This is a genomic window from Rhodococcus sp. MS13 (assembly GCF_013277835.1).
GTDB lineage: Bacteria > Actinomycetota > Actinomycetes > Mycobacteriales > Mycobacteriaceae > Rhodococcus_F > Rhodococcus_F erythropolis.
In genome coordinates this window covers 651,941-678,231 of record NZ_VBTL01000002.1, presented here as the reverse complement: position 1 = coordinate 678,231, position 26,291 = coordinate 651,941, and the positions used below count along the sequence as shown (strand labels likewise).

Sequence of the window (26,291 nt, the reverse complement as noted above, 5' to 3'; positions counted from 1 at the left end):
GAACGGAAGAACATGAGCACCAACCCCCTCAGGATCCTCGCCTCCATCGCCGACGTGTGTGACGACGCAAACGCCACCGTTGCGTTTCACGTCCGCAGCCTCGACGGAAAACTCGAAATCGGTTCCGGCGCCGATGCACGTTCGGTGACCGCCTCGACCTACAAGGTTCCCGTCATGCTCGAGGTCGCCGCCCAGGCATCCGAGGGGCGCATACAACTGGCTGACCGGATCAAGGTCCCTGCAGACAGGCGCACCATCGGGCCCTCCGGGATTTCAGCGATGACGGACGACGTCGAAGTATCGATCCGGGACTTGGGCCTACTCATGATGCAGGTCAGCGACAACACCGCCACCGACATCCTGCAAGAGATGGTCGGTACCGAGAACATCATGAGCCGACTCCGCTCGCTCGGATTGAACTCGACCGACATCACTACCGACTGCGAAGGCATCATTTCGCTTGCTCTCGAGGAACTCTCGACCGAGAATTACGCAACTTTGCAGAAAACCTCCACCGGCAACCCGTTCGGACTGCCCGAGGACGAGTTCGTCGCGGCAATCGCAGCGGGCGAGTCGTTGAACGCGCGCGGCGGCAACACCAGCACCCCGCGCGAGATGACCGAACTGCTCAGCCTCATCTGGACGGACAAGGCTGCAGACGCCGAGGCCTGTGCCGAAGTGCGGCGGGTAATGGGCCTGCAGTTCGCGCCTCACCGCCTCTCCTCCGCGTACGTCGACGGCCCGACGATCTCCGGCAAGACCGGCACCTTCCTAGCCGGCGTTCGCAACGAGGTAGGAGTCGTCGACTTCGGCGACGGGGACGTCTACGTAGTCGCAATCTTCTTGAAAGACAAGAACAACCACATGCGTAACGGCAAGGTGGACGCGGCAATCGGGAAGATCGCCGCACTTGCGATCGACAGTCTTCGGAACGCAAGTCGCGGCGCGGCTGCGACGGCGGTAACAGCCTGATGACCCCTACGCTCGTAGCACCTCACTCGATGGCAGAGATGACGTGGACCCAGGTGCAGGAGGCGATGAATGGCGGGATCCGCAACGTCATCTTCGCGGTGGGAGCGACCGAACAACACGGCCCGCACCTGCCACTGTCCACCGACACCCTGATCGGCACTGCCACTTCACTTGCCGTCGCCGCACGGCTCGGGACGACGATAGTAGCGCCCACCATCGCGTTCGGGGTTTCCCCGCACCACATGTCCTTCCCCGGAACGCTCTCTCTACGCGAGGCAACGTTTGTCGACGTGGTCGAAGACTACGTTCGCAGTCTCGCCGCTCATGGGTTCGACAATATCCTCGTCATCTCGAGCCACGGCGGTAACTTCGAACCCCTCGCGCATCTGATCGAGAGAGTCGGACCCCGGATCGGCGAGACACGGATTCATGCCCACACCGATCTTCTCCAGTTGCTCACAGCTTTCGAAGCAGTGGCGGAGGAGGATTCGATCTCTCCCGAGGCCTGCGGATCCCATGCCGGTGATTTCGAAACATCGATAGTCCTCGCACTGCGACCCGACCTCGTCGACATGAACGCCGCCGAGCCCGGATTCCTCGGACGCTTCGACAAAGACACTGCCACAGCGTTGTTCGACGGCGGAACCAAAGCATTATCGGTGAACGGAATTCTCGGCGACCCCGTCGCCGCACTGGCGTCACGCGGCGAACGGTATCTCGAATCACTGACCACAATTGTCTCGGAATACTTTTGTGCCGAGATCACCAAGCACGAAGGACGCGAAAGGTGACCGTCGACGTACAGGAGGTGGTGCAGGCCGAGCTCGACGCAATGGTCACCGCAGACGCCCAACTCGGCATCCAGGTTGCGGTGTACCAGCATGGTCAGCTGGTTGTCGATGCCTGGTCCGGACACACCGAACCCACTCGAAGTGCGCCTGTCCGAAGTGACACCCTGTTCCCGATCTTCTCGTGCAGCAAAGGCCTGATGTATACGACGGTGCATCTGCTGGCCGAACACGGCGAACTCGACTACGACGCACAGGTCAGCGACTATTGGCCGGAGTTCGGACAGAACGGCAAGGGAGAGGCGACCATTCGACAGGTCCTCGTACACACGTCCGGAGTCCAAGACATCACACACGACTTTCACCTCGACGACTGGGACGGCACCTGCGCTCGCCTGGCCGAGTCCGAGGCCATGTGGATTCCGGGTAGCGAGACCGCTTACCGCGGACTGTCTTCCGGATTCGTTCTCGGCGAGGTAGCAAGTCGCGTGTACGGGAAGCCCTTCGGCCAGATCGTCACCGAACTGATCTGCGAGCCTTTGGGTATCACGGATCTGTTCTTCGGCGTTCCCGCTTCGGTGAAAGACCGCATCGCAGTTCTCGCGAATGACGAATCAGTTCTGACCGGTCCCGCGTCGAGCCCCGATACTCGGATCATGGCCGAACTCTTCAACACCCCGTCGATTCAGGCATCAGCTGTACCTGCCGGCGGCGCCATCACCTCCGCCCGATCCCTGGCAAGACACTACGCGTCGTTGATCGGCGATGGTGTGGACGGAGTGCGTCTACTCCCGCCAGCGCGGACCACTCTGGCAACGACGTTGGAAACCGATGCGTACGATCAAACGCACAAGGCGCCGGTCCGCAAGGGTTTGGGTTATCTACTGGGCGACAAAGGGATTGCAATGGGCGGGCGGTCGAATTCATTCGGCCACAGCGGGTTCGGCGGTTCGTACGGGTTTGCCGATCCGGACTACGGTTTGAGTTTCGCGCTCACGAAGAATCGACTGGTTGCCACGACGCCTCTCGAGGTGCCGGCCTCGGTCGTCCTGGCGAATACGGTACGAGAAGCTTTGTCCATCCCGAACGGTTGACCGCCCCGGACCGAGTCGTCACGAAGATAATCGACAAACGGAGAGTCTCACTATGCACGTTTACATTTCGGTGGACATGGAAGGCATCGCAGGAATTGCGACGCTCGACCAGATAGTTCGTGGAGGTCACGGATACCAACGTGCGCAAGCACTGATGACGGCCGAGGCCAACGCGGCAATCGCCGGAGCATTCGACGCGGGCGCGCAATCGGTGCTCGTCAACGACAGTCATGGAACGATGGACAATCTGCTGCACGCCGAACTGGATCCGCGGGCGCGGGTTCTGTTCGGATCGCCGAAACTGCAGTGCATGGCAGAGGGTCTCACCGCTGAACACGACGTGGCCCTTTTTGTTGGCTACCACGCTCCTGCGGGTGGTCCGGGTGTGCTGGCACATACGTTCTCGGCTCTGTTCACGGATGTTCGTCTCGACGGCAGGACCGTGTCGGAAAGCGATGTGAACTCGCTCTACGCGGCTACTCACGGCGTGCCGGTCGGCTTGGTCACTGGAGATGACGTGATCTGCGGGTTGGTCAGCGCTACGTCTCCTTCGACCGAAACCGTCGTGGTGAAGCAGGCGCACGGGTGGTCTGCTACCAACTCGCTTCCGCCGAGTCTGGCGTGCGCAGCCATTCGCGATGCATCCAGACGAGTTGTGCAACAGTGCGACTCGCTGAAGCCGACGAAGTTACGCGACGAGTGGGTCCTCGAAATCGTTCACCCGACAACAACTGCTGCGGAGATGGCGGAGGGTGTCCCCGGTTCTCGGCGAACGTCAGATCGAACCATCGAGCATCGCTTGAACACCGTCGACGACATCATCGGACTGATCACCGTCAACTATCAATTGGCATCTGCCGGCCTCCGCGGACAGATGACGATCGCCAACCGTCAGTAGAGGGCAAATTTCCATGAGAGTGACCGTTATCGGTGCAGGTTCGATCGGGTTGTGTTCGGCGCTGGCTTTGGCTGCCGAGGGAGCCGACGTGTGTGTAGTCGACGCGAGGGCTGCGGGAACCGGCGCGTCGAGCCATAACGCCGGGTGGGTCGTCCCGAGCATGTCGGCCCCCGTCCCTGCCCCCGGAGTACTGACCCAATCGTTGAAGTGGATGCTGCGTCCTGACAGCCCGCTGTACATCAGCCCCAGCCGCGACCCTCGCCTTGCCTCCTTCTTGATTGCGATGCTTCGCAACTGCACCACAACGAGATTCGAATCCGGTCTGCGAAATCTGATGGCACTCAATCATCGGACTTTCGAGCTTTTCGACGAACTCGAGCGCACTGGGCTTCAGTTCGAAAACCACCGATCCGGATTGGTGCAGCTGTTTCGCACACAGAAGTCGCTCGACTCCCACTCCGAAGAAATGACGCTGGTGCGAGCACTCGGCGGTGACGAATTCGACGTACTCACCAGTGCCCGAACGGCTCAGCTGATGCCGGGACTCTCGAGCTCGGTCGTCGGTGGGATCGTCTGTCCCCACGAGAGATTCCTCGACCCCGCAGCCTTCGTCGAAAGCTTGATCAAACAGTGCGAGAGCCTCGGGGTCGAGATCGTGGAGGGCACCGAACTGACGCTGTCGGAAGACTCCATCGGTAACGTGACGGCATCTGGAGTAGAACGGCCGATGACGTCCGATCATTTTGTGGTCGCCGCAGGCGCTTGGAGCGCGGACGTGGTGCGAGGACTCGGGTACACACTCCCCGTCCAATCCGGGAAAGGCTACGGTTTCGACGTTCCACCGATTTTCCCCGTCGGAACTCGGGCATCGTATCTGTCGGAAGCCAAGGTTGCCGTCACCCCGTTGTCCGGTGCGACCCGAATGGCCGGCACCATGGGATTCGGAGGCCGAAGTGAACACATCGACAAGCGAAGGGCCGAAGGCATACTGACCTCGGCAGCCGACTATTTCGACACCTGGGAACCTCCGCAGAATGCAGTCCCGTGGACAGGGCTACGCCCGATGACACCCGACGGGATGCCCATCATCGGTCGCTTACCTCACCATCCGAATGTCACTGTCGCCACCGGCCACGCGATGCTCGGTATAACCCTCGGCCCCGTCACCGGAGAGTTGGTCGCTCGCAGCGTGTTCGGCCGAAGCCTCCCTGCCTATGCCGGCGTGTTCGGGCCAGACCGCTTCAGTCGGACTTTTCGGAGCGTCCGGCCCACAACCCGCTGACGTGGTGGAGGTGTGCAGTCATGACAGCTTCGGCCGCAACCGGATCTCGTGATTCCAACGCCTGCAGGAGTTGATCGTGCTCCCGAGCCGACCCGACCAAGTCCTTGCTGCCTGCAATGCCTTTCAGCCCGGACAGGCGAGTCTGATCGCGCAACTGCTCCACCACCTTGACCAGCCGTGCGTTACCCAGTGCAGCCAAAAGTTCCAGGTGGAAGTCCTTGTCCAGGGTCAGGAATGAGACCAGATCCCCCTCGGCCGCGGCGTTCTCGACGCGCTTGCTCAGCGTCCAGAGATCGGTGAGATCCAACGGGGGTTCGAGCGCGGCAACCTTCGCCATTGCAGGTGGCTCGAGCATCAGCCGGATTTCGACGATCTCCGCGAGTTCGTCATCCGTCAGTTCGACGATGCGAAAGCCGCGGTTCCTCACCATCTCGATGAGGCCTTGGCTCTTCAGATCGAGGAGAGCCTCGCGTACCGGGGTGGGCGAGACCTCGAGCTGCGCGGCGATGTCGCCGATCGCGTAGAGCCGGCCGGACTCCAGTTCACCGCTCGAGATCCGGGCCCGAAGCAGTCTCGTGGCATCGCTGCGCAAGCTGGTCCGTGCCAGTGGCTGAAATACGGCACTCTGCTTTTCGTCGCCGGTACTACGATCTGCGCTTGAACCGGCCGGCTGCTTCGTCCCCATACCTGCACCCTAATACCCAGCGATGTCCAATATGTAATACCTAACATTTTATGTGACAAAGATCGTTCCAGCTCGCGCCGATGTGCAAGCTGAGACCGCCCCGGCCGAGATGCCGAGCTCGGTCGCCGACTGGGTTGACAGGAGGTCCGATACATAGGAGGTCCGGATACAGAGAAGCCGCTGCGCTTCCAGTGTCATCCGGATGCACAGCGGCTTCGCCAAGTCTTAGCCCGTGGGGGGCTCGGTCTCGTCCGACGAGAATCCGTCGAAGAATGCGATGACCTTCTGAAGAAGTGCCGCGATGTCGAAATCTTCCAAGCTACCCATTGCGTTCGTCCTTTCGTTTAACACTGGAGGATGAAACGTGCATCTTGCAATTTCCAATGTAAAGCATGAAAAGCATTATTTCTCGACCACGTGGCACTTCGGTTGCAAATACCTCACTCAGCAAGATATGAGCAAATCACCGCAAATAATAGCTCCCACCCGCAATATTTCCACTTTCCACAACCCATTAAATTCCCTAATTCGCAAGTGGGTAAATCTTGAGAAAAATTTCCGGACGCGTCGATTACGAAAGATCCTCCTGGTGAAACTCTCAATCCAAGACCACAAGGCAGAGGAAGTTGCGACACGGATGACACGCAGTTTTCCCGCTTCCAATAGGCGCCATCCACATACATGGTGGGCATTCGGCGGCGATAACGAACCGTTAGCAACACAATCCCAGGCACTTTCTCCCACCTTCTGACTTTCACCCATGACCACTGGATATTCTCGCAGATGAAACGCAATACCAGTTCGAAAATTACATATCTTCAGTGGATACTGTGCACGCGATTAACTGATCAAATGCCTGTTGACTCACCGAGTCCCCACACTTCGCCAGAACTTCACATCCGAATGCTGGACGTTAGTTTAGATGGGTTCGTATTTCTCGAAATCTGCCCGATAAAGGCGGCCCCACGGATAAACCGCGACTGGACCGCCGCAGGCCACCAGGTCACGATCCGCGCCTCGACGAAGGGCGTGCAGGCAAAGTTCACACGAGGGTGAAATCGGGGGTGAGACATGCCTTGGGGTCTCGTTTTACCGAGTCCGACACAGTACGTTTTCCCAGGCACGCCAGTCCCCAGATTCATACGGTGTGCAAGGGCTCGTTGACGCTTCCGAGATGTTGGCAAGACCGACCACAGGCCCCGTTCTCCCGACGAGAACGGGGCTTCCTCGGGTCGGTTTCCGCCTTCGACCGACCGGGTAGACGCGAGCATGGGCGCCACCTGCTCGACCGGATTCACCGCTGGCCGCTACGAATCGACGACCCCGACCGTCGGCGTCGAAGAAGAATTCATCCTCGTCGACCCGACATCCTGGCTGCCGTCCACCGACAATGCCGCGGTTGCGGAAACCGCGTCGACACTCGGTTTGGATCTTCAGCTCGAGTTGTCCCGCTGCCAAGTCGAGACCAACTCTCCCGTGTGCCAGAGCATCGACGAACTCCGAACCCACTTGATCGACATGCGTCGGCTCGCGGCGAAAGCGGCCGAGTTGAACGGCTGCAGGCTGTTGGCCGTCGGCGCACCGCTTTCGGGGCCTTCGCGTTTCGAGATCAGCGACTCCCCTCGCTACCGCCAGATGGGCGAACACTTCGGCGCCCTCGCCGCCGAACAAAGTATCTGCGGTTGCCACATCCATGTGGGCGTCGCTGATCAAGTAGAGGCCGTGCAGGTCTGCAATCACGTGCGCATCTGGTTGCCTGCCCTGCTGGCACTGAGCGCCAACTCCCGTATCCACCAAGGAGTCGACACCGACTTCGCGAGTTGGCGGGCGATCCAATGGTCCCGGTGGCCCGTCGCCGGGCCGCCGCCGTACTTCGAGACCGCCGGGGACTTCGACACCGCGGTCGCGAAGATGGTGGATTGCGGCGTGATGCTCGACAAGCGGATGGCCTACTGGGATATCCGGCCTTCCTGCCACCTACCGACCGTCGAGATCCGGGTCTGCGACGTTCAGCCGACGGTCGACGACACCGTATTGCTTGCAGCACTTGTGCGCGCGCTGGTCGCCACTGCACTGCGCGCCGTCGAACGAGGAGTCGTCGCTCCGCGCACTTCCCTCGAGAACCTCCGCCTCGCAACCTGGGTGTCCGCGAAGGAAGGCGTCCTGGGAGCGTCGATCGATCCGGTTACCACACAAAGAATTTCGGCCACGGAACAGTTGCACCGACTCCTGATCCATGTCCGTGACTCCCTCGACGAGACAGGCGAGTACACGAGCGTGGAATCAGCACTGCGCGACAAATGCGTGACCGGCGGCGGCAGCGACTGGCAACAGCGAACGCTTCGCCAGGTCTGCCTGCGGAAACTGATCGCACGTGCGGTTGAGCGCACCGTCCCGACTGGCACGGATACGCATGACGGGTCGACCCCTGATCAGTAGTAATGCCTCCGACCACCGATAGCGTGCCCGGCCGCGCCCAGCGCGTACAGGATGATTCCGATCACCAACAAGACGACACCGATCGTCCAGAGGATCGGAATGTTCACCACGAAACCGATAATCAGCAGGATTACGCCGAGGATGATCATCACAAGCTCCTTCAGTGCGTTCACTCGGGCGGATACGCCCGCCTCGAGCCGCATACATCAGGGATACCCGTCGGCTGAGCGTTTCATACCCACTCTGACCGGGTATTTCGCTGGGCACCATAATATTTGAAGAATCGAGCCCGCCATGATGAGAATTGTGACTCTGATCGTTCTGATCTGGCTGATAGTCGGGGCCGTCGCGGCCGGCCAACGCGGCTACTACAGCAGTTCGCCGACCAACTGCGCCGGCGTCGGGACCATCGCGCTCACGGTCATCGCCGGCCCGCTGAACTACTTCGGCGTCAACCCCAAAGTCACGGATTGCACGCTCCCCCAGCCCACCGAGTGAGCTGCCGGAAATCCGCGCTAAACCGACTAGTCGTTACCCTGGAGGTGAGTCGACACACATCGAAGTGAGGGGCCACCATGACCACTGCACCAGATCGCACCCGAATCGAGTTCCCGGACATCAGCTCGCGTGCGTGGGAACACCCAGCCGATCGGGCCGCATTGGTGACGCTCCGGACGCTTCGGGGGTTCGACACTGTTCTGCGGACGCTGTCCGGACTGCTCCAAGAACGTCAGCACCGCCTCATGTACCTCGCCACGTCAGTGCGAGTCGACGAACGCCAGTTCAGTGACCTGAACGATCTGCGCCGTGACTGCGTCGAGATCCTGCAGGCCGACGAGACACCGGAGCTGTTCGTACTCCAGACCCCGATGGTCAACGCCTTCACCATCGGCATGGACAAGCCGTTCATGGTGGTCACTACTGGTCTGCTGGACGTGATGAACTACGAGGAGCAACGGTTCATCATCGGCCACGAACTAGGCCACGCACTGTCCGGCCATGCCGTGTATCGCACCATCTTGATGCATTTGATGCGACTGGCCGGAACCATCGGATGGCTGCCGGTCGGCGGATGGGCACTGCGCGCGATCATCGCCGCCCTGATGGAATGGCAACGCAAGTCCGAACTGTCCGGCGATCGTGCAGGACTACTGTGCGGCCAGGACGTACACACAGCGATTCGCGTGCAGATGAAATTGGCCGGCGGATCCCGAGTCAGTGAAATCGACATCGACGCGTTTCTCGCCCAGGCCGCCGAGTACGACGCCAGCGGCGACCTCCGCGACGGTGTACTCAAGCTCCTCAACATCGAACTGCTCTCTCACCCGTTCTCGGTGCTTCGCGCCGCCGAACTCAAGAAGTGGGTGGACAGCGGAGACTACGCCGCGATTCTGCGCGGAAACTACCCCCGCCGCGGCGATGACGACGGAGCGAAGATCAGCGACGAGTTCAAGAATGCCGCCAAGACCTACAAGCAGAACTTCGACGAGTCGGAAGATCCCTTGGTCCGGATGGTGCGCGACATCGGTAGCGGATTGGGCGGTGCCGTGGGCGCCGTCGGGAACGGCGTCGGCGACGTAGCGACGGACATCAAGGAACGATTCACTCACTGGCGCAAGAGTTCCGACAGGTCGAAGGGCACTGACGACGCCGATTAAGCAGAATCGGGACCCGCCACCGAAGGCAGTCGGCGGCAGGTCCCGGGTTCTTGGCGTGAAGGTGATGCAGGCTTCCCTCTGCACCACCCTCACGTTCACAGACAGTACCAGCAGTCGAACAAACGTGCGAACTGAAAGCGGTCGTGTCGAATCACCAGTTGTCGGGTACGCGGCATAGGACCACTACAGAAGGGAGCCGACATGCATGCTGGGCGGCTGAAGAAGGTCGGTTCGAGTGACGGCCCGTTTGCCTCCGTGTACTTCGAAGACGTCCGCAACCGGGAAGATGCACGCGAGCGCTTCGAACTCGAATGGCGCTCGATGCGCAATCAACTCACGAAACAGGGAGCATCGGAGTCGCTGATCGCGCGACTGGACGAGGTGAAGGACAACCATCACGGCATCTCAGGTCGCGCCGGACGCGCGATCGTCGCCACATCCGAGGCAGTGCTGATCGACGATATTCTGCTCGAACCTGCCGGCTCCACCATCGCGACCTTGGGCGAACTGCCCTACTTGATTCCACTGATCGCACACGGATACGACACCGAACCGTTCCTCATCGCAAAGGTCGACCACACCGGCGCGGACCTGTGCGTGCGCGATGCTCGCGGGCGTGACGTGTACGGCGAAACGGTAGACGGCGACGGCTTCCCGGTCCACAAGGCACACGTGGGCGGCCAGGAGCGGTACACCGACAGCCAAAGCCTCGTGGAGGAGAACATCCGAAAGAACCTGACACAGGCCGTGGAGCGCGCGGCGGCGCTCGCCCGCGAACACAAGGTCGCACTGGTGGTCGTGATCGGAGAAGTACAGTCCCGCAAAGCTTTTGCACAGCTCCTACCGTCGACGCTACGGGTGGTGGACGTCGAAAAGGGTTCGCGTTCAGTCGGTTCGACACCCGCCGAGGTGTCGAAGTCGATTCGTGAACTGATCGACACGCAGCGACTACGCAGAATGGATGCGGAAACCGAACGCTACGTCGCAGAGCAGGGCCGGGACTCCGGCCTCTCCATCGACGGGACCGCACGCGTCCTCGACGCCCTCGAGCAGGGCAAGGTCGAGACACTGCTGCTCACCGATCCCGACGACAAGGAAGTCACCAGTGGAAAGCTGATCGGGCCCGCCGATCGCGTACTCCCCTACATCGCAATCGGGACCGGCACCGAGCTGGTACAGATCGACGAACGCCTCGTTCTCGCCGACGGATACGGCGCGATACTTCGGCACCCCTGAACACCGGCCTGATGATCAGATTCGGGGGCGAGCACGTTCAGCGAGAAGCGTGCTTGCCCACCGAGTCCGGGAAACCGTCGGCAATCGCTGCGACGAGTTCCAGATATGCCCGTGCAGTGCGCTTGTTCAACAATTTCAAGTCGATCGGACCGCCCTCACCGAGGTGATCGTCATAGGGCAACGTCTTGACCGCTCGCACTCCACGCTGAGCGAAAACGTCCTCGAGTTGGTCGAGGTCGAGCGAAGACGAACCCGGCCGCGTCGCATTGATCGCCACGACCGACCTGCTCACCAGATCTGCGTAGCCGTGCTTGGTCAGCCAACTGAGCGTTGCTGCAGCACTACGGGCACCGTCCTGCGCCGTCGGGCTGACGACAACCAAAGCGTCTGCTTCGTCGAGAATTCCGTACATGGCCGAGTGCATGATTCCGGTGCCACAGTCGGTGATGACGATGTTGTAATGCACCTCGAGAATTCGCAGAGTATCGAGGTAGTCCTGCTCGTTGAAAGACTCCGAAGTTTCCGGATCTGCCTCACTCGCAAGGATTTCGAGTCGGCTGTCGCCTTGCGAGGTGTAGTAGCGAACATCGCTGTACGTACGAATGTCACCGTCGGCCAACAGATCACGAACGGTCAGGTGATGTTCACGTCGTTCACGATCAGCCAGAGTCCCCAGGTCGGGATTGGCGTCGATGGCTACGATTCGATCGCCACGGATCGACGCGAACGTCGAACCGACGGTCTTGGCCGCCGTGGTTTTCCCCACACCACCCTTGAGTGAGATGAAAGCAATCTTGTACACGCCGCGCACTGTTCGGTTGGCACGGCGCACCAGAGCTTGATGTTCGAGTTCGGCGGCCGACTGCCCAGTGTTGATCCGACCCCCGGTGAGTTTGAACAACACACTGCCCAAACCGCGTTCGGGTGGACGCTTCGCCCGCTTGATGATGTCCAGGTCGTCGACGGACGTCATAGCCCTGGGCGTCGAGGTCCGAAAATCGGTCGGCTCTTCACGACGTTGCTGGCGCATCCGCTGACTGGGCAACGGTTTTGCCGCAGGTTCGTCGAATTGCGGAGTGAAGGTGACGGTTCGAATCGACGTTGCGTAACCGTCGTCGGACGCGTCGAAAAGGCCGTCGCCCTGAGTCGTTCCGGAGTTGTTCCCCAGGACTCCGTTATTCGAACCGTTGTTATCGCTGCGCACCGTTTTCCTAGGTCGAGTTCGGAATCATTTCGGACATAGCCTCTCGGACGCTATCACTCTGGCGGGCTTGCCGTTCTCTGCTCAATACCGTCACGGCACAACAGACCGTTACACCCGCACTTCGATGACTTTGGTCCCCACGCCTGTGCCGATCTCAGCAAATACGAACGTCGTAACGATATGCGGCACAGATATCTTCATCTGCCGCTGAAAACAGCCTTCCGCAATGTCAGGGCAAATCCCTTGGTAACAAACGAGAAAAGGGAGGGTGATCACCTGGGCGATCGCCCTCTCTTCATGGACAAGTGTTCAGCTGCTGCAGAATTCCGCGCTCTCGAACGAAGTGCCCCCAACCCTACGGATCACTCGTACCATTCGACCGTCATCACGGGCAGAGCACACTCTTCACGTATGCACCACTCGGTTTGACGGTGCCGTCCGACCTCACTGCGCCGAAATACGACTCTCGATCCGTCGTTGCCCCGTAAGGCGCGTAGTCGTTGAGACGGTAGAAGATGAGCGGCCCCAACCAAGACTTGGTTTGCTTGTCTGCCATCGCTGCCTGACAGATCTCGAGTTGACGTGCTTCGCTGACGCTGTCGGGAGTCCCACTTGTAGGCGCCCCGAACTCGGTAATCCAAATCTTTTTTGCAGAATCTCCGTTGGCAGTCATGATTCCGCGAAGGCTCGGCCGAACGATCCCGCCGCCCGCGAACGACTCGACACTCATCTGAGACCACGAGTTCCAATCATGTTCATCTGTAGGCAGCGCCGGATACGAGTACGGATGATGACCGACAGCGTTGAACGATGACCGTGCACCATTCGTATACAGGGATTGCAAGAATGTGAGTGGCGCGACCTGACTGCCGTCGACGGCGTCAAACCGACTCGGCCGGGCTCGACTACTAGCCCTCGTAGTAGCTGCCTGTATCCTTTCGCGTATGACGCCGGGTCCGAAAGATGTCGCGCAGCTGCGCGGCGCTTTCGTGGGCGGTACCTCCGGCGCGGTTTCCGTCGCAGCCCACGCGCTCGGTGGCGGCGGCATGGCCCCGTCCGAGAGCGCGGTGGTGTTGTTGATCCTCGCGTGCGCGAGCGTCGGCGCGGTGGTCACGTCCATCGACACTCGCCGATCCCCTGCCCTCTTGCTCGCCCTCATGCTCGCTGCGGGTCAGGCCATCGGTCACGCGACATTGACCATCGCTTCGGATCATCAACACGGCATACTCCTGTCGCTTCCGATGCTCGCAGCGCACATCGCTGCCGTCGGAGTGTGCGCAGTTCTGATCCGCGGCGCAGAACGCGGGTACGTCGTGGCGGCATCGACGGTGGCGGCAATCGTCGCCGTCCTATTGCGCCCGTGGGCACCTGAACCCTCGCCGTTCACTGCGCGCACTCGATACCGCGCCAAAGTTGTTCTGCGTCAACTTCTCACCTCAGGCCTGGGCACTCGCGGCCCACCGGCATTCGTGTAACTCACCTTCCCTTTCCTCTCACGCACGTGAACACGTGCGCCACTTTGCTGTGCGCCTTTATTAACCGCCCGCGGTTAATAAAGGCGCACAGCGGGATCGAGTACACGCATGTCCGCACCCGAATTGGAGCGCGCACAGACACGCGCTTCCAACGACAGCTCTCCCCCGAAGAAGCAGGTCGGCGGCGCCAGACCGCTGATTCTGCGCCTGCACTTCTATGCCGGAATCCTCATCGGGCCGTTCATCCTCATCGCCGCCCTGAGCGGTGGTCTCTACGCGATGGCGCCCACCATCGAGAAATTCGTCTACAGCGACTACCTCCAGACCGACACCACCGGACAGATCGCATCACTGAACGACCAGATCCGTTCCGCTCAGCAGTACCGCCCTGACCTGACCGTCTCGGCAGTACGTCCGTCCCCTGCGGCCGGAGAAACCACGCGGGTCCTGTTCACCGATCCGTCGTTGGGCGAATCGGAGAGGCTCGCAGTCTTCGTCGATCCAGTGCTTGCACAGCCGGTCGGCGAGCTGGCGGTCTACGGAAGCAGTGGTTCGTTGCCACTGCGCACCTGGATCTCTCAGCTGCATCGCCACCTTCATCTCGGTGAACCCGGCCGCCTCTACAGCGAATTGGCCGCGTCGTGGATGTGGGTGGTCGCACTCGGTGGCGTCTACCTGTGGTTCCGTCGATACCGCACCGCTCGGAACGCTCGACTGCTCACGATCGACCGAGCATCCGCCGGACGAAGCCGGACCCTGAACTGGCACGGTGTCGTCGGCATCTGGATAGCAGTTGCATTGGTCTTCCTCTCGGCGACCGGCCTCACGTGGTCGACGTACGCCGGAGAGAATGTCAGCAATCTGAGAACCGCATTGAGTTGGACGACGCCCTCGGTCGTGAAAACTCTCGGCGACGCTCCACCACCGGCAACGGGCGGGCACGAGGGTCACGACATGGCCCCCGCCGCCGCCGGCACGCTGACAGACACCAACGTCGGACGTGTCGACACCGTCCTCGGTATCGCCAGGTACAACGGGATCACCGGTCCGGTCGAAGTATCGATACCCGCGAACGCCGAGACGGCGTTCACCGTCGCCCAGACGCGTCAGCCGTGGGTGTACAGCAACAACACCATCGCAATCGACGGAGCGACGCAGAAGGTCACCGACGAGTTGTGGTTCTCGGATTGGCCACTCGCAGCCAAACTTTCGGCTTGGGGAATCCAGCTCCACATGGGCCTGCTGTTCGGCCTTGCCAACCAGATCGCACTCACCGCACTGGCACTCGCTCTGGTCAGCGTGGTCATTCGGGGCTACATCATGTGGTGGCGCCGACGCCCCACCCGCGGCTCCGACTGGGCTGTCGGCCGGGCCCCTGCCCGCGGCGGGATTCGCAACCTCTCCCCGCTCAGCATTGTTGCGCTGGTTGCGGTAACCGCACTGGTGGGCTGGTTTGTTCCGCTACTCGGCATCAGTCTTCTCGCATTCCTGCTGATCGACGTTTGCATTGCGGCGTTCAAACGCCGCGCCACCACCTGACACCTCACGAATCACGGAGACACACATGACTGTTCGAACAAAGATATTCGCAGCTGTTGCACTGACCGCAGCTCTCGCCTTGACCGGCTGTTCTTCGAACTCCGACAAGGAAACCGAAGCCGCACAATCCATCACAGTTCAGGATCAATGGGTCAAGGCAGCACCCGAGGGAATGAGTGCGGCGTTCGCCGAACTCGTCAACTCCAGCGACAAGGACGTACGCGTGGTCTCGGCAACCAGTCCCGCGTCATCGCGACTGGAACTGCACGAGGTCGTGACCGGGGACGGCGGCACGATGACGATGCGCCCCAAGGACGGTGGGTTCCTGGTCCCTGCCAACGGGTCCGCCAGCCTCACCCCGGGCGGTGACCACCTGATGTTCATGGACCTGTCCGCGCCGCTGCTCCCTGGCGCCGAAACCGACCTCACATTGATCTACGACGACGGTTCCAGCACCACGTTCACAGCCCAGATTCGCGACTTCTCCGGTAATCAGGAGAACTACGACCCGAATCACGGTGGCTGAGAACACGAACCCGCCCAGCCGAGCACTCAGCCGGCGGCGCCTTCTCGGAGGAGGTGCCGCCGCGCTCGGCGTCGCGGGAATAACCTGGGGCGCAACCACAGTGGTGGAGCGCAGCGAACACGAGCAGCAAGCAGGCAAGCTGGTGGAACCGTTCTACGGCGTCCACCAAGCTGGGATCGCCACCACTCCGCAAGCGCACGGCACGTTCATCGGGTTCGACCTCTTGCCTGGAGCCGATCGAGCAGTCGTGGTCGGGATCATGAAGATGTGGTCCGAGGATGCGTCACGGCTGACCGCCGGTAACCCGGCGTTGGCCGATACCGAACGGGAACTGGCCGTGGATCCGGCCCGCTTGACGGTGACCGTCGGCTACGGCCCTGGCCTGTTCACCAAGCTGGGATTGCAAGCACGTCAACCGGACTGGTTCGAGCCGTTGCCGAGCTACGAAATCGACCGACTTGACGATCGATGGGGCGGATCGGACCTGTTGCTGCAGATCTGCGGCGACGATCCGGTGACCATTGCTCATGCTGTGCGAGTTCTGACCAAGAACGTCCGATCACTGACGACAATCCGGTGGACACAAAAGGGATTCCGCAACGCTCGCGGCACCACGCCCGAGGGAACCACGATGCGCAATCTCATGGGCCAAGTGGACGGGACGGTCAATCCGGCTCCGGGAACAGTGGATTTCGATTCACTGATCTGGCACGACGGCGCCGGTCAACCGTGGCTGGCGGGCGGAACCTCGTTGGTACTACGACGCATTCGCATGGAAATGGATACCTGGGACGAACTCGATCGCTCGGGGCGTGAACTCACCATGGGGCGCACGTTGTCCAATGGCGCTCCGCTCAACGGAACCAACGAATTCGACGAAGCGGATTTCACACTCACGGACAAGTTCGGCATTCCGGTGATCCCGCCAGGATCACACATCGCGCGAGCCCACCAGACGCATGAGAAGGAGCAGTTCTTCCGTCGGGCATACAACTACGACGACGCACCCGAGGGCGGGCAGACCTCGAACTCGGGATTGATCTTCGCAGCATTCCAACGGGACATCGCCGAGCAATATCTACCGGTCCAACAGCGATTGAGTGACTTCGACGCACTCAACGAGTGGACGACGCCGATCGGTTCTGCGGTGTATCTCATTCCGCCGGGATGCACCGAGAACGACTATGTGGGAAGCGGATTGCTCGGCTGACAACCCCGGGTAACGATACTGTGGGGGCGGGATCCGTTCGGATCCCGCCCCCACAGTGCCTTCTACCTGAAGTTGTTGCGTTACTTGGACTTACGAGGTCCCGGCATAACCGCCCCCGGACGAGCGGTAGTCAACCTCGTGACCCAACCGCTGACGGGCCACTTCTTCAGGCCGACGTTGTGCGGGGTGACCTCGGTTCCGACGTACTTGGCAGCGAGCTCGTCGTCGACGGTTCCGTTGAACCGCCACAGTTGGCTTCCGTCGGCATTGCGAGTGGACACCTCCCATGACTGAGCGCGGAATGCACCACGAATGATGCTGTCGGCAAACACCAGAACGGGGATTCCGATCTCGGCACGAACAGCTGCACCGGCAGACCACTCGGCGCGCGCGAGTTCGTAGATCTCTTCCGGCGTTGCTCCCGGACGAGCGGAGGCCGGCACGTGGAGGACGATGCTCGGCGTCGGGAGTTCCGGCGCGGGATCGGCCGAGTAGCGCAACGCGAGTTCCTCGACGCGGGTCGCACGGGCGTCCTTGTCCGATGTATCGCCCGCGAGGTTGGTCAGGCCGTCTCCCGCATCGGTGATTCGCAAGGCTTCCACGATGCCGCGGACGACCTCGTCGGCAGTGGCGGCCGAATCCGTGGCGGCAGCGACCGAGCGGAGAAGAACGAAGTGCTCCACCGCCGAACCCGCGTCGTAGATTTCACGGATGCGGGCGATCTTGGCTGCTGTCACAGCAGCATTCGACTCGGCTGGGCCGTCCGCTCCTTCGAGATTCGCAAGTTCACCGAGCGCTTCGAATACCGGCGCGAACACTTGATTTCCCGTGCCGTGCCCGACATGGAACACCTGATCGTTGCGCGGGTCACGCAGGGCAAAGACGTACTGCCCCAATCTCTTCCCAACCTTTTCGGTGAACGGCTGCGGAGCCGGCTTCCTGACGACCACCTCGGTGGACAGAGTGCGCATCACGGCCAGACGGAGTGCGTCGGGCACGCTGGTGGAACCGGCAGCACCGGAAAAGATTGCCGCCGAAGCAGCGCTGATCGAGGTGAACGTGCGGCCGACTTGCTTCTCGAGAGATGCCGAGACCGTACCGACCGCAGTCAGTTTTGCATCGAGGGTGCCGTCACCCTCGACAAGGAACTCCTTGATCAACGGAGCAACGAGCAGGGTGGAGCCGATAGCGCGAGGAACTGTCCAGACAATAGCCATGCCACGAGCCTAGGCGATCACCTCGAGACGCGAGGCGAACGCGACTCAGCCCGCCGCTGCCGGCCCGGCCAGTCCCTGCACAAGAAGGTTCCAGGCCGAGTGCGCGACTTCTTTCCGCGAGCTCTCGGCAGTCCGTTCCATGATCGCGGCGAACATGGCGATCGCCAGGATCACGTCCTCAGCAGTCACGGACTCTCGTATCTTCCCAGTTCGACGCGCCTCGTCGAGGCGCCCTTCGAGGAGATCGGTCAAACGGGCGCCGGCCGAATTCAGTCGCGAGTCGCCGAAGGAGACCGGCTTGATGACCTCCACGAACACGATGGAGGTAGTGATCTGGTCGACCAACAAACGAAAAAGATCGTCGAGAGTCGAATCCGGATCAGCCGCCAGATCTTGCAGCTCGACGATGTTCTCGTCGAACACCGCGAGTGCGAGGCTTTCGCGAGTGGGAAAGTGCCGGTAGAGGCTGCCCTGGCCGACGCCGGCCGTGCGGGCGATCAGGCTGAGCGGAGCAGCAAATCCCTGGGTGGCGAACACCTCGCGAGCTGCTGAGATGAGCGCCGCACGATTGCGCGCCGCATCTCTCGGCCCTCTGTTGAGAGATCCGCTATTGACGCGGCCAGACGATGTCACGCACACTACGATACCAACCGGACAGCATTGTCCGGTTGGTTGCGGCCCGACACCGGTTCACACCCCGACCCGATCGTCGTGAGCGCTCGAACGCGCGCCTGCCCTCCGTGCTGCCTGTCCTTGAGGTACGTCTGCCCGTGAGATACGAAAGGCAATCCCGCACCGGGAGTTGGACTCGATGAAATCGTTCACGACCATCAGAACCAGATCTGCCATCGCGCTCGTCACCTTGATCACCGTCCTTCCCGTGTGCGTCGCTTCTGCTGAGCCCGCCACTGCCCCGGGCTCGATCCACGAGAACCCGGGTGTCGCTTCCAACGCTGCAAGCCGCGCCGAATGCGGCCCGGGCTCGATGCCCGAGACCGGGTTGCAGGGTGATGTTCCGGCCGAGGACCGAAACAGCGGACGCAGCCGAGACGGATACAGCTGCAACATGTCTCAGATCGGCGGCTACTCGGGTCGCGGCGGCGGGATCACGTCCACCAACTTCGAACACTGCTCGTACATCGGCAGCTTCTTCCCCGGGAACCTCCTGGGCCCCGCGCAGGGCGTGCAAGTTCTCGACGTGTCGGATCCTGCCAATCCTGCTCTCACCGCCACGCTGACCGAACCTGCGATGCTGGCCGGAACGTGGGAGAGTCTCAAGGTCAACACCGCGCGAAAGCTGCTGGTGGGCACGGGCGTTCCGCTCTTGACCGGCGTCGGCCTGATGTCGGTCTACGACATCTCCGATTGCGCGCACCCGAAACTGCTCAACCCAGGACCAGGAACCGATCTGGGGATGCTGCTGCCGATCACCAATCACGAGGGTGGATTTTCACCGGACGGGAACACCTACTGGTCTTCCGGCACCGCTCCCGGCGTGGTGAGCGCCGTCGATCTCACCGATCCCGCCAACCCGCGCGTCGTCTGGCAGGACCTCATCGGGTTGTCGACCCACGGCTTCGGAATCACTCCAGACGGAAATCGCATGTACTTGTCGAACAATCTCGGCGGAATACATGTTCTCGACATCAGTGAGGTTCAGCGCCGCGTCCCGAACCCTCGGGTGCGCCAACTGTCCCAGCTCTCGTGGACCGACGGTTGGGCCACCCAACACAGCATTCCGGTCACCTACGACGGTTCGCCGTACCTGTTCACCGTCGACGAAGGTGGTTCCGGCGGAGTCAAATTGATCGACGTCTCCAATGACGACGAACCGGCGGTCGTCAATTCGGTGAAGCTCGAGATCAATCTGCCGGAGAATCAAGATGCTGCGCTGGCGTCTGCTGCCGGCGGATCGCTGTTCGCGTACGAATCTCACTACTGTTCGGCCGATCGCCCGGTCGACCCGACGGCGCTGGCATGCGGATGGATCTCGAGCGGGATTCGGGTCTTCGATGTTCGAGATCCCTTCGACGTCCACGAAATTGCGTACTTCAACCCACCCGCTCGGACCGGCGACAATCTCGAACTCGCCAACTCGCCGCACGCTCTCGCCTCGCTCATCGGGGTACCCATTCTCAGCACGCCGGCAATCGCGCAGTCGATCGCGCAAGGCCAGTTCGACCCCGGCCAAGCGCTGAGTTCGCGATCGGGCATGCTCGCTCTCGGCGACATCTCGACCGATTGGTGCTTCTCCCCACCCGAATGGCGCGGTACCACGTTGTGGGCGACGTGCGCCGACAACGGCTTTGTTGCCATGCAACTCGAAAACGGTGTCTACACACCACCCGCTGACCAGAAGACGACCGTGGGATCATGACGGCGCCGCGATCGGTCAAAGCCGTCGCACTCGTGGCTGCGGCACTGATGCTGCTCGTACTCGGCGCAGCATTACGTCCGCTGTTCGCACCCGAGAACCACACGCAGACAGCTGTTCTGAGCGAAACCGAAATCGGATTCGTGCATGACATGGCGGCCCACCATCAACAGGCCCTCTTCATTCTCGCGCGTCTGAGCCCCGATGTGGACCCGGCGGTTACGAGACTGGCCCAGCAGATCGACGATGTTCAGAGAACGGAAATCGGTGTCATGTTCGGCTGGCTGCGGTTGGCCGGTGTCCCGCCGAACAGTAGAACGCCGATGGCGTGGATGGAGGCGTCACCGAGCGGCGCTGGCGACTCTCATCATCACCCGGCAACGCTGGACACCGAGGCCGCCTCCATGCCGGGTATGGCTACGACCGAAGAACTCGAGAAACTGAGTAGCGCTCGCGGGTTCGACGCCGAGGTTATGTTCCTTCAACTGATGGAACGCCACCACCGTGGCGGGATCGCTATGGCGCAGGCCGCCGATGCTCTGCTCGAGCGCGGACCGGTGAAACAGTCGACCCGCGACATGATCAATTCCCAGAGTCAGGAATCCGGGCTGATGACACTGATGCTCGGACAACGTGGGGCGCAACCATTGCACTGAACCGCATCTGCACTGACTAGCATGGGTGTCGACCTGTGAACTACAGAAGGAATAGACACTTCAATGACCCTGCTCGTTCGCGGAATCGAATGGTCGAACCCGACAGCACCGCGGATCCGATGCGTCGACGACACCACTTCCGCTACGACCTTCTACACTCACGACTCGGTTCTGCGATTCTCCGTCGACGAGGCGAAGGGCCGCCGTTGCCTCGGGTGGCGAGATCTCACCGCCGAAGGTCCGGGACACTCGCCGTGTGACCGCGGGGCCACGGTCGTTACCGGGCGCCAGTGCGATCGATGCCGAAATCGTGAGGGATTCACCACCGTTCATCAGGCACATGTCAGCGGCGCGCACATTCATCCGAACGTGCGCACCTATCTCACGCAACCACAATGGCTCTACATCGACATCTTCGCCGGCGGTCAGATGAAGGTGGGGACGGCGGCCGAGTTCCGCAAGCATCCGCGAGTCGCCGAACAGGGAGCGGTCTGCGCATTGTTCGTAGCGCGGTCGACGGACGGTTACAGCATTCGTTCCCTCGAAGCCCGAGTTTCGGAGCACTTCCACTTGAGCCAGGCCATACGTACGTCTCGGAAGATCGAAGCGCTGACAGGACCCTTGGATCGCGAGAAACTGCGAAAGTCGTTGCACCACTTCGTATCGTCGATCAAAGACGAGCTGAATGACATCGGATCGGACATCGACGGAATCGAGATCCTGGAGGCTCCCGAAGAATGGATGGCGCCGGCGTGCGCCGACGTTGTCTTCGATGCGGCACCGTTGATCGCGTATCCGCACACTTTCGAGTCCGGGGAACATTCCTTGTACTTGGAGGGCCTTGCCGGTTCGATCGCCTCGCTGCGGATCGACCCCGATCCTGAATCGCCACGCTTCGTCGCGGATGTGTCCGGACTGGTCGGTCGAACCATCACCGTCGGCGAGTTCGAGTCCCCTGGCGTGGCGATTCAGGAATCGTTGTTCTGAAAGTAGGTCAGCAACTTCCCGCGGTCGCTGCGGCGAATCCGCGAGTGACCTCAGCCTGCTCGTCGGCAGACAAGCTCGACCATTCGGGATAAGCCTGGATGGAGGTCAGCATGTCGTTTGCCAATGATTCACGCGTCATGCCCATTTCCTCGCCCGACTCGTCAATTGCCGGCTGGTATGCGTCGAGGTACCGGAGAACGTCGGAGCACGCCTGCGCGTAGGTCCGTGGCAGTGCCGAACTCACATTCGGGTCCGACGGGACCTCAGCCGGGACGCTCGCGTCGACCGACGGTGCCTCGGTAGTCGATTCCGACGATGTCGCCGGAGCCTCGGATGACGTCGTCGGTGACGCAGTGGTGGTCGCCGAAACGGAGGAAGTGAGTGTTCCGACCTCGGTCGGCTTGTCTCCGTCAGAACCGCAGGCAACCAGCGCCACCAGCGAGCAGGCACCGATGAACCCGGTGATCGTTTTCTTCATCCTTCAAGGATGCCAGAGGGCGTCTGGCGCTCGAACGGACCGGCATCGTCGACCGGCGAGAATCGTCCGGGCAGCCTGTCGAATCCGACTGCCTCGTCGGCCCGCCTACAGGATTGGACCATATGCCCCGTCTGCGAACCCATGCTACGGTGACTTAACTGCAAAGTAACTATGGGTGGGATTGTCCGGTCTGCCGCGTTCATCCGGAACGCTCTGATCGGAAATAGTTCGTCTTTAAGGGGCTGGAAAGAGTGGGACTTTTTCGTCGACGAGGCTCCCGGGAGGAAGACGACGATCGCGGGCAAAACCTCGATCGCAGCGACCCCGGGTATGCCGCCTGGTTCGCGAACGTCTCCGACGCGGGCGGTCAGCCGGTTCCGTACAAGAGGCCGCTTACCGCGCCGGTGTATCCGCAACTTCAGACGCCGGTGCCGGACTTCGAGACGGATACGAGATGGCCGCTCAGCGCACCCCCCGGGGACGGCTGGCTGCCCGCAGACCGCATCGACGAATTCGAGTCGTCGAATGGCCGCTCATCTGCACCGAACGGAACGAGCCCACAAATCTCACAAGCTGAACAGTTGCCGCCCAGCCCACTCCCGACACCGCAACCAACGATTCCACCTCGAAATGTACCGATGACTTCATCACCGAAGCATCACCTGGAGTCGCCCCGCGCGACTCTGCCCTACCAAGGAGAAGCAATGAGCAACATCGACAAGATCCTCGGCGAATTGATGCGCATCGACGGTGCCAGCGGTGCAGCCGTAGTCGACGCCGACAGCGGGATGGTTCTCGGCATGAGCGGCAACCCGTCATTCAGCCTCGAGTACGCCGGCGCCGGAAACTCCGAGGTTGTGCGAGCAAAGCTCCGCACGATGAGTAACTTGGGGATTACCGACACTCTCGAAGACATTCTGATCACCCTGAGTAACCAGTACCACCTCATTCGTGTCCTCGAGACGCCCGGACTGTCAACGCTGTTCGTGTACCTGGTTTTGGACCGCGCGCGTGCGAACCTGGCACTGGCCCGCCACAAGCTGGGCGAACAGACACCCAAGATCGAGATCTGACGCTTCCACCCCCTTCCCGGCAATGCCCGGTCCTCGCCAACGGCGAGGACCGGGCATTGTTCGTTCCGCATCGTCGATTGGTGAACGTCGCGCCGGCACCGATACTGAGACAGTGACTATCGCGGATCCTCCTTGCGGGTGGTTGACCACCCTTCGAAGCGACGGCTCGCCGCACACGACTCCGGTTTGGTTCTTACTGCGTCAGAACACATTCTGGATACCGAGCGCCGAGCAGAATCGGAAGGTTCGGAACCTGCTGGACGATCCTCGGGTCTCGTTGGCAGTCGACGGATCCTCTCGCGACCCATGGGTCGCACAGGGGTTCGGGACAATTCATCACGATGTCGGCGAGTTCGGCGGTCTCCTGAGACTTTTCGGCGAGAAGTACGACGGCTGGGATGCCGCAGACGAAACTCGTGAAGGTCCGCGAGTTCTCGTGTCGGTTCCGGTGACGCGATGGCTACTTCGACCGGACTGACAGACAGTGCCGGTTCAGCCCGAAATGTCGTGAATGACATACTTGTAGTTCATCTCTCGCAGAAATGGACTCTCACACATGGCACGCACGGCACATCACAGGCGCGGCATCACCGGCGTCACCATCGGCATTGCTGCCGTGATCGTGCTGGGAGGTTGCGCCAGTTCCAACGCCGACGCACCCGAAACATCTTCTCTCGGTTCGGGAATCGGATCCGGCGTCACGACGACGGTTACGGCCGGAACTTCGGCTCCCTCGTCCGCCGCAATTGAACTGCTGGCACAGATCCCCATCAAGGGACGCGCACCCAAGACCGGATACGACCGTGCACTGTTCGGTACCGCCTGGACCGACGACGTCACCGTCGAGTTCGGCCACAACGGCTGCGATACCCGAAACGACATCCTGCGGCGTGACCTCACCGACCTGACATTCAAAGACGGCTCCAAAAGCTGCTCGGTCCAAACCGGTACGCTCCGTGACCCGTACACGAACAAGACCATCGCCTTCACCCGCGGCCAGGACACGTCTTCTGCAGTCCAGATCGACCATGTTGTCGCACTCTCGGACGCCTGGCAGAAGGGCGCGCAGCAGCTCGACACGCAAACGCGAACCAATCTGGCCAACGACCCTCGAAACCTACGCGCTGTCGACGGGCCCACCAACCAGAAGAAGTCGGATTCCGACGCGGCGTCGTGGCTGCCGCCCAACAAGGCATACCGCTGCCAGTACGTGACTGCTCAAGTGGAAGTGAAAGCGGCATACGGTTTGTGGGTTACCCAAGCCGAACACGACACCATCGCAGACATTCTCGCGACCTGCTGAACTCTTGCGGTGATCAGCGACATTTGATCAGAGGACTCTGATCAGCGACCTTTGATCAGATACCGCACAATCGCCATCCCGAGCGCGAGGCCCAACACGGTGGCCAGCGCTGCAACCAGACCGTGGCCGGTCAGTGCGACGAACACACCGGTTATGACTGCGACGACGGCAATGATCCCCGCGTCCACTCTGCTTTGACCACGTTCAGGCATGGCACTCTCTCGTGCTGTCAGGTCCGTCCGCTCCCCTCGTAGCGGACGGACCCAGCGGCAATCTGTCGAAATGCGCGAACTCTGGTGGCCTCACCGGGCTGACTTTGCGGGCGGTCCTGCGAGGCCGGCACGTCCCCCGGAGCCAACTCACATCGGTTCACGAAGTCCGTACCTTCGCAGAATATACCGATTGGTAGGTAATTACTGAGGGCTAAAGTCCCTGGTCATGGACTCATGCGACGAGTGGTCGAAAACTCGAGACGAACGAGCGCATCCGCGAGCCGAGCGTTCAATCGAGATGGCAGAGGGCCGTGGTCACCTCCAGAGGTCCATCTCGACATAGAGCGGAGACGTCTAGGACCCGAAAAGCGATCCGAGATCCAACGATCCGACTGACGACACTCTCTTCCAATCAGCGCAATACGCGGTGGTGAAGCGAGAATCCGTCAAGAGAATGGTGACTGTCGCCGGTTCGAGGGTGCTTTCGAACTCGAGGACATTCAATTCACCGTCGCCGTCGACTTTTGCCCGACCGTATATGCACGGCATATCAGCTGATACGGGCCCAGACGTCGTGTAGGTTCCCGGCAACACCTCCCACGGCACGTCGAACAGCCCATGACCGGGAATCGTTCCCGGCGCTGCTGAGGCCGCAGACGTCCCGATCATTGCCACACCGACAGCTACTGCTGCAGCGGACGCGAGCAAACTAACCTTGCGCATTTTCCCTACCTTGTTCATACCTGAACCGCAGCGGCGAGTTCGAAGGCTTGTTGACGTAAGAACCCGCGGTTCGCGCAGTTCTTCAACTAACGGTAGTAAAAGGGCACGAGTTTTGGTGAGCTACCTTTTGTGGTTCTGGCCCGATTTCCGTGACGGAGACTCCCATTGAGAAAAATAGGGAACGCCGGCGTTGCGGCTCTCGGCATGATTCGAACCTGTCATTCCAGTATTCGATCACACAACCGTATGCGAGCCGAAACGT

Annotated in this window: 28 protein-coding genes and 1 pseudogene; 20 read left to right on the top strand and 9 right to left on the bottom strand. The window is 61.1% G+C overall.

Features of this window, described 5'->3' with window-relative positions; translation table 11 throughout:
• Positions 1–12 precede the first annotated feature (12 nt).
• From FEZ59_RS05500 to FEZ59_RS05480, 5 genes are read left to right on the top strand one after another with little or no spacing between them, the layout of a single operon-like run.
• Positions 13–972: a serine hydrolase gene (locus FEZ59_RS05500; RefSeq protein ID WP_172932352.1), complete on the top strand. Its 960-nt coding sequence runs from the start codon at positions 13–15 to the stop codon at positions 970–972.
• A gap of 29 nt (positions 973–1,001) precedes the next feature.
• Entirely contained in the window at positions 1,002–1,763 is a 762-nt protein-coding gene (locus FEZ59_RS05495; RefSeq protein ID WP_021343101.1) for a creatininase family protein, read from the top strand.
• On the top strand, positions 1,760–2,854 hold the full coding sequence (locus tag FEZ59_RS05490; protein WP_172932351.1) for a serine hydrolase domain-containing protein: 1,095 nt from the start codon (positions 1,760–1,762) through the stop codon (positions 2,852–2,854). Before FEZ59_RS05495 ends, FEZ59_RS05490 begins: the two co-directional genes overlap by 4 nt.
• Before the next feature lie 52 nt (positions 2,855–2,906).
• Positions 2,907–3,752: a M55 family metallopeptidase gene (locus tag FEZ59_RS05485; RefSeq protein ID WP_151531168.1), complete on the top strand. Its 846-nt coding sequence runs from the start codon at positions 2,907–2,909 to the stop codon at positions 3,750–3,752.
• 13 nt (positions 3,753–3,765) lie between these two features.
• Positions 3,766–5,034: an FAD-dependent oxidoreductase gene (locus tag FEZ59_RS05480; protein WP_172932350.1), complete on the top strand. Its 1,269-nt coding sequence runs from the start codon at positions 3,766–3,768 to the stop codon at positions 5,032–5,034.
• Here FEZ59_RS05480 and FEZ59_RS05475 read toward each other — a convergent pair.
• Positions 4,994–5,719, bottom strand: coding sequence for a GntR family transcriptional regulator (locus tag FEZ59_RS05475; RefSeq protein ID WP_021343097.1), 726 nt, complete (start codon positions 5,717–5,719; stop codon positions 4,994–4,996). The genes FEZ59_RS05480 and FEZ59_RS05475 overlap by 41 nt on opposite strands.
• 364 nt (positions 5,720–6,083) lie before the next feature.
• Between FEZ59_RS05475 and FEZ59_RS05470 the strand changes: the two genes are divergently transcribed.
• Both FEZ59_RS05470 and FEZ59_RS05465 read left to right on the top strand, forming a co-directional pair.
• Entirely contained in the window at positions 6,084–6,470 is a 387-nt protein-coding gene (locus FEZ59_RS05470) for a hypothetical protein (RefSeq protein ID WP_172932349.1), read from the top strand.
• A gap of 518 nt (positions 6,471–6,988) precedes the next feature.
• Positions 6,989–8,158, top strand: coding sequence for a glutamate--cysteine ligase (locus FEZ59_RS05465; protein ID WP_172932348.1), 1,170 nt, complete (start codon positions 6,989–6,991; stop codon positions 8,156–8,158).
• Here FEZ59_RS05465 and FEZ59_RS05460 read toward each other — a convergent pair.
• Positions 8,152–8,307 carry a DUF6131 family protein gene (locus tag FEZ59_RS05460; RefSeq protein ID WP_003945912.1) on the bottom strand — a complete coding sequence of 52 codons (156 nt, stop codon included), beginning with the start codon at positions 8,305–8,307 and terminating at the stop codon, positions 8,152–8,154. The genes FEZ59_RS05465 and FEZ59_RS05460 overlap by 7 nt on opposite strands.
• A gap of 145 nt (positions 8,308–8,452) precedes the next feature.
• On the opposite strand from FEZ59_RS05460, the gene FEZ59_RS05455 reads away from it, so the two are divergent.
• The 3 genes from FEZ59_RS05455 (at position 8,453) to FEZ59_RS05445 (ending at position 11,052) form a co-directional block, all read left to right on the top strand.
• Positions 8,453–8,656, top strand: coding sequence for a hypothetical protein (locus tag FEZ59_RS05455; RefSeq protein ID WP_003945456.1), 204 nt, complete (start codon positions 8,453–8,455; stop codon positions 8,654–8,656).
• 77 nt (positions 8,657–8,733) lie between these two features.
• The gene (locus tag FEZ59_RS05450; protein WP_019747189.1) at positions 8,734–9,816 is read left to right on the top strand and encodes a M48 family metallopeptidase; all 1,083 of its coding nucleotides are present in this window, start codon (positions 8,734–8,736) and stop codon (positions 9,814–9,816) included.
• Positions 9,817–10,017: 201 nt separating this feature from the next.
• Positions 10,018–11,052: a hypothetical protein gene (locus tag FEZ59_RS05445; RefSeq protein WP_019747188.1), complete on the top strand. Its 1,035-nt coding sequence runs from the start codon at positions 10,018–10,020 to the stop codon at positions 11,050–11,052.
• A gap of 37 nt (positions 11,053–11,089) precedes the next feature.
• Here the strand turns inward: FEZ59_RS05445 and FEZ59_RS05440 are convergent, their stop codons facing one another.
• Entirely contained in the window at positions 11,090–12,256 is a 1,167-nt protein-coding gene (locus FEZ59_RS05440; RefSeq protein ID WP_020906466.1) for a MinD/ParA family protein, read from the bottom strand.
• Positions 12,257–12,641: 385 nt separating this feature from the next.
• Positions 12,642–12,986: a hypothetical protein gene (locus tag FEZ59_RS05435; RefSeq protein ID WP_070796293.1), complete on the bottom strand. Its 345-nt coding sequence runs from the start codon at positions 12,984–12,986 to the stop codon at positions 12,642–12,644.
• A 214-nt stretch (positions 12,987–13,200) separates the two neighbouring features.
• Between FEZ59_RS05435 and FEZ59_RS05430 the strand changes: the two genes are divergently transcribed.
• From FEZ59_RS05430 to FEZ59_RS05415, 4 genes are all read left to right on the top strand, one after another.
• Entirely contained in the window at positions 13,201–13,731 is a 531-nt protein-coding gene (locus FEZ59_RS05430; RefSeq protein WP_046378050.1) for a hypothetical protein, read from the top strand.
• Between the two features lie 108 nt (positions 13,732–13,839).
• Entirely contained in the window at positions 13,840–15,270 is a 1,431-nt protein-coding gene (locus FEZ59_RS05425) for a PepSY domain-containing protein (protein WP_030537604.1), read from the top strand.
• A gap of 25 nt (positions 15,271–15,295) precedes the next feature.
• Complete coding sequence (locus FEZ59_RS05420; RefSeq protein ID WP_019747182.1) at positions 15,296–15,796, top strand: copper chaperone PCu(A)C; 501 nt, start codon at positions 15,296–15,298, stop codon at positions 15,794–15,796.
• Positions 15,789–17,006, top strand: a complete 1,218-nt coding sequence (locus tag FEZ59_RS05415) for a Dyp-type peroxidase (RefSeq protein ID WP_019747181.1) — start codon at positions 15,789–15,791, stop codon at positions 17,004–17,006. The genes FEZ59_RS05420 and FEZ59_RS05415 overlap by 8 nt, the downstream gene beginning before the upstream one ends.
• Before the next feature lie 80 nt (positions 17,007–17,086).
• Here FEZ59_RS05415 and FEZ59_RS05410 read toward each other — a convergent pair whose 3' ends face one another.
• Positions 17,087–18,223: a GIY-YIG nuclease family protein gene (locus tag FEZ59_RS05410; RefSeq protein WP_070796294.1), complete on the bottom strand. Its 1,137-nt coding sequence runs from the start codon at positions 18,221–18,223 to the stop codon at positions 17,087–17,089.
• Positions 18,224–18,268: 45 nt separating this feature from the next.
• Positions 18,269–18,856: a TetR/AcrR family transcriptional regulator gene (locus FEZ59_RS05405; RefSeq protein WP_225320295.1), complete on the bottom strand. Its 588-nt coding sequence runs from the start codon at positions 18,854–18,856 to the stop codon at positions 18,269–18,271.
• A gap of 178 nt (positions 18,857–19,034) precedes the next feature.
• Between FEZ59_RS05405 and FEZ59_RS05400 the strand changes: the two genes are divergently transcribed.
• From FEZ59_RS05400 to FEZ59_RS05390, 3 genes are all read left to right on the top strand, one after another.
• The gene (locus FEZ59_RS05400) at positions 19,035–20,600 is read left to right on the top strand and encodes a hypothetical protein (protein WP_084326942.1); all 1,566 of its coding nucleotides are present in this window, start codon (positions 19,035–19,037) and stop codon (positions 20,598–20,600) included.
• Complete coding sequence (locus FEZ59_RS05395; protein ID WP_172932347.1) at positions 20,597–21,253, top strand: DUF305 domain-containing protein; 657 nt, start codon at positions 20,597–20,599, stop codon at positions 21,251–21,253. Before FEZ59_RS05400 ends, FEZ59_RS05395 begins: the two co-directional genes overlap by 4 nt.
• A 63-nt stretch (positions 21,254–21,316) precedes the next feature.
• Positions 21,317–22,240, top strand: coding sequence for a DUF2797 domain-containing protein (locus FEZ59_RS05390; RefSeq protein ID WP_172932346.1), 924 nt, complete (start codon positions 21,317–21,319; stop codon positions 22,238–22,240).
• A 7-nt stretch (positions 22,241–22,247) separates the two neighbouring features.
• Here the strand turns inward: FEZ59_RS05390 and FEZ59_RS05385 are convergent, their stop codons facing one another.
• Positions 22,248–22,718, bottom strand: coding sequence for a hypothetical protein (locus tag FEZ59_RS05385; RefSeq protein ID WP_019747175.1), 471 nt, complete (start codon positions 22,716–22,718; stop codon positions 22,248–22,250).
• Between the two features lie 704 nt (positions 22,719–23,422).
• Between FEZ59_RS05385 and FEZ59_RS29825 the strand changes: the two genes are divergently transcribed.
• From FEZ59_RS29825 to FEZ59_RS05370, 3 genes and pseudogenes are all read left to right on the top strand, one after another.
• Positions 23,423–23,791: a hypothetical protein gene (locus tag FEZ59_RS29825; RefSeq protein ID WP_020906454.1), complete on the top strand. Its 369-nt coding sequence runs from the start codon at positions 23,423–23,425 to the stop codon at positions 23,789–23,791.
• 112 nt (positions 23,792–23,903) lie between these two features.
• Positions 23,904–24,269 carry a pyridoxamine 5'-phosphate oxidase family protein gene (locus tag FEZ59_RS05375; protein WP_346343218.1) on the top strand — a complete coding sequence of 122 codons (366 nt, stop codon included), beginning with the start codon at positions 23,904–23,906 and terminating at the stop codon, positions 24,267–24,269.
• A gap of 78 nt (positions 24,270–24,347) precedes the next feature.
• Positions 24,348–25,082 (top strand): annotated as a pseudogene (locus tag FEZ59_RS05370) (HNH endonuclease family protein); the annotation flags it as partial.
• 53 nt (positions 25,083–25,135) lie between these two features.
• Here the strand turns inward: FEZ59_RS05370 and FEZ59_RS05365 are convergent.
• Together FEZ59_RS05365 and FEZ59_RS05360 are read right to left on the bottom strand one after the other, a co-directional pair.
• On the bottom strand, positions 25,136–25,306 hold the full coding sequence (locus tag FEZ59_RS05365) for a hypothetical protein (protein ID WP_020906453.1): 171 nt from the start codon (positions 25,304–25,306) through the stop codon (positions 25,136–25,138).
• A gap of 354 nt (positions 25,307–25,660) precedes the next feature.
• Positions 25,661–26,029 carry a hypothetical protein gene (locus FEZ59_RS05360; protein ID WP_029537646.1) on the bottom strand — a complete coding sequence of 123 codons (369 nt, stop codon included), beginning with the start codon at positions 26,027–26,029 and terminating at the stop codon, positions 25,661–25,663.
• Positions 26,030–26,291 lie beyond the last annotated feature (262 nt).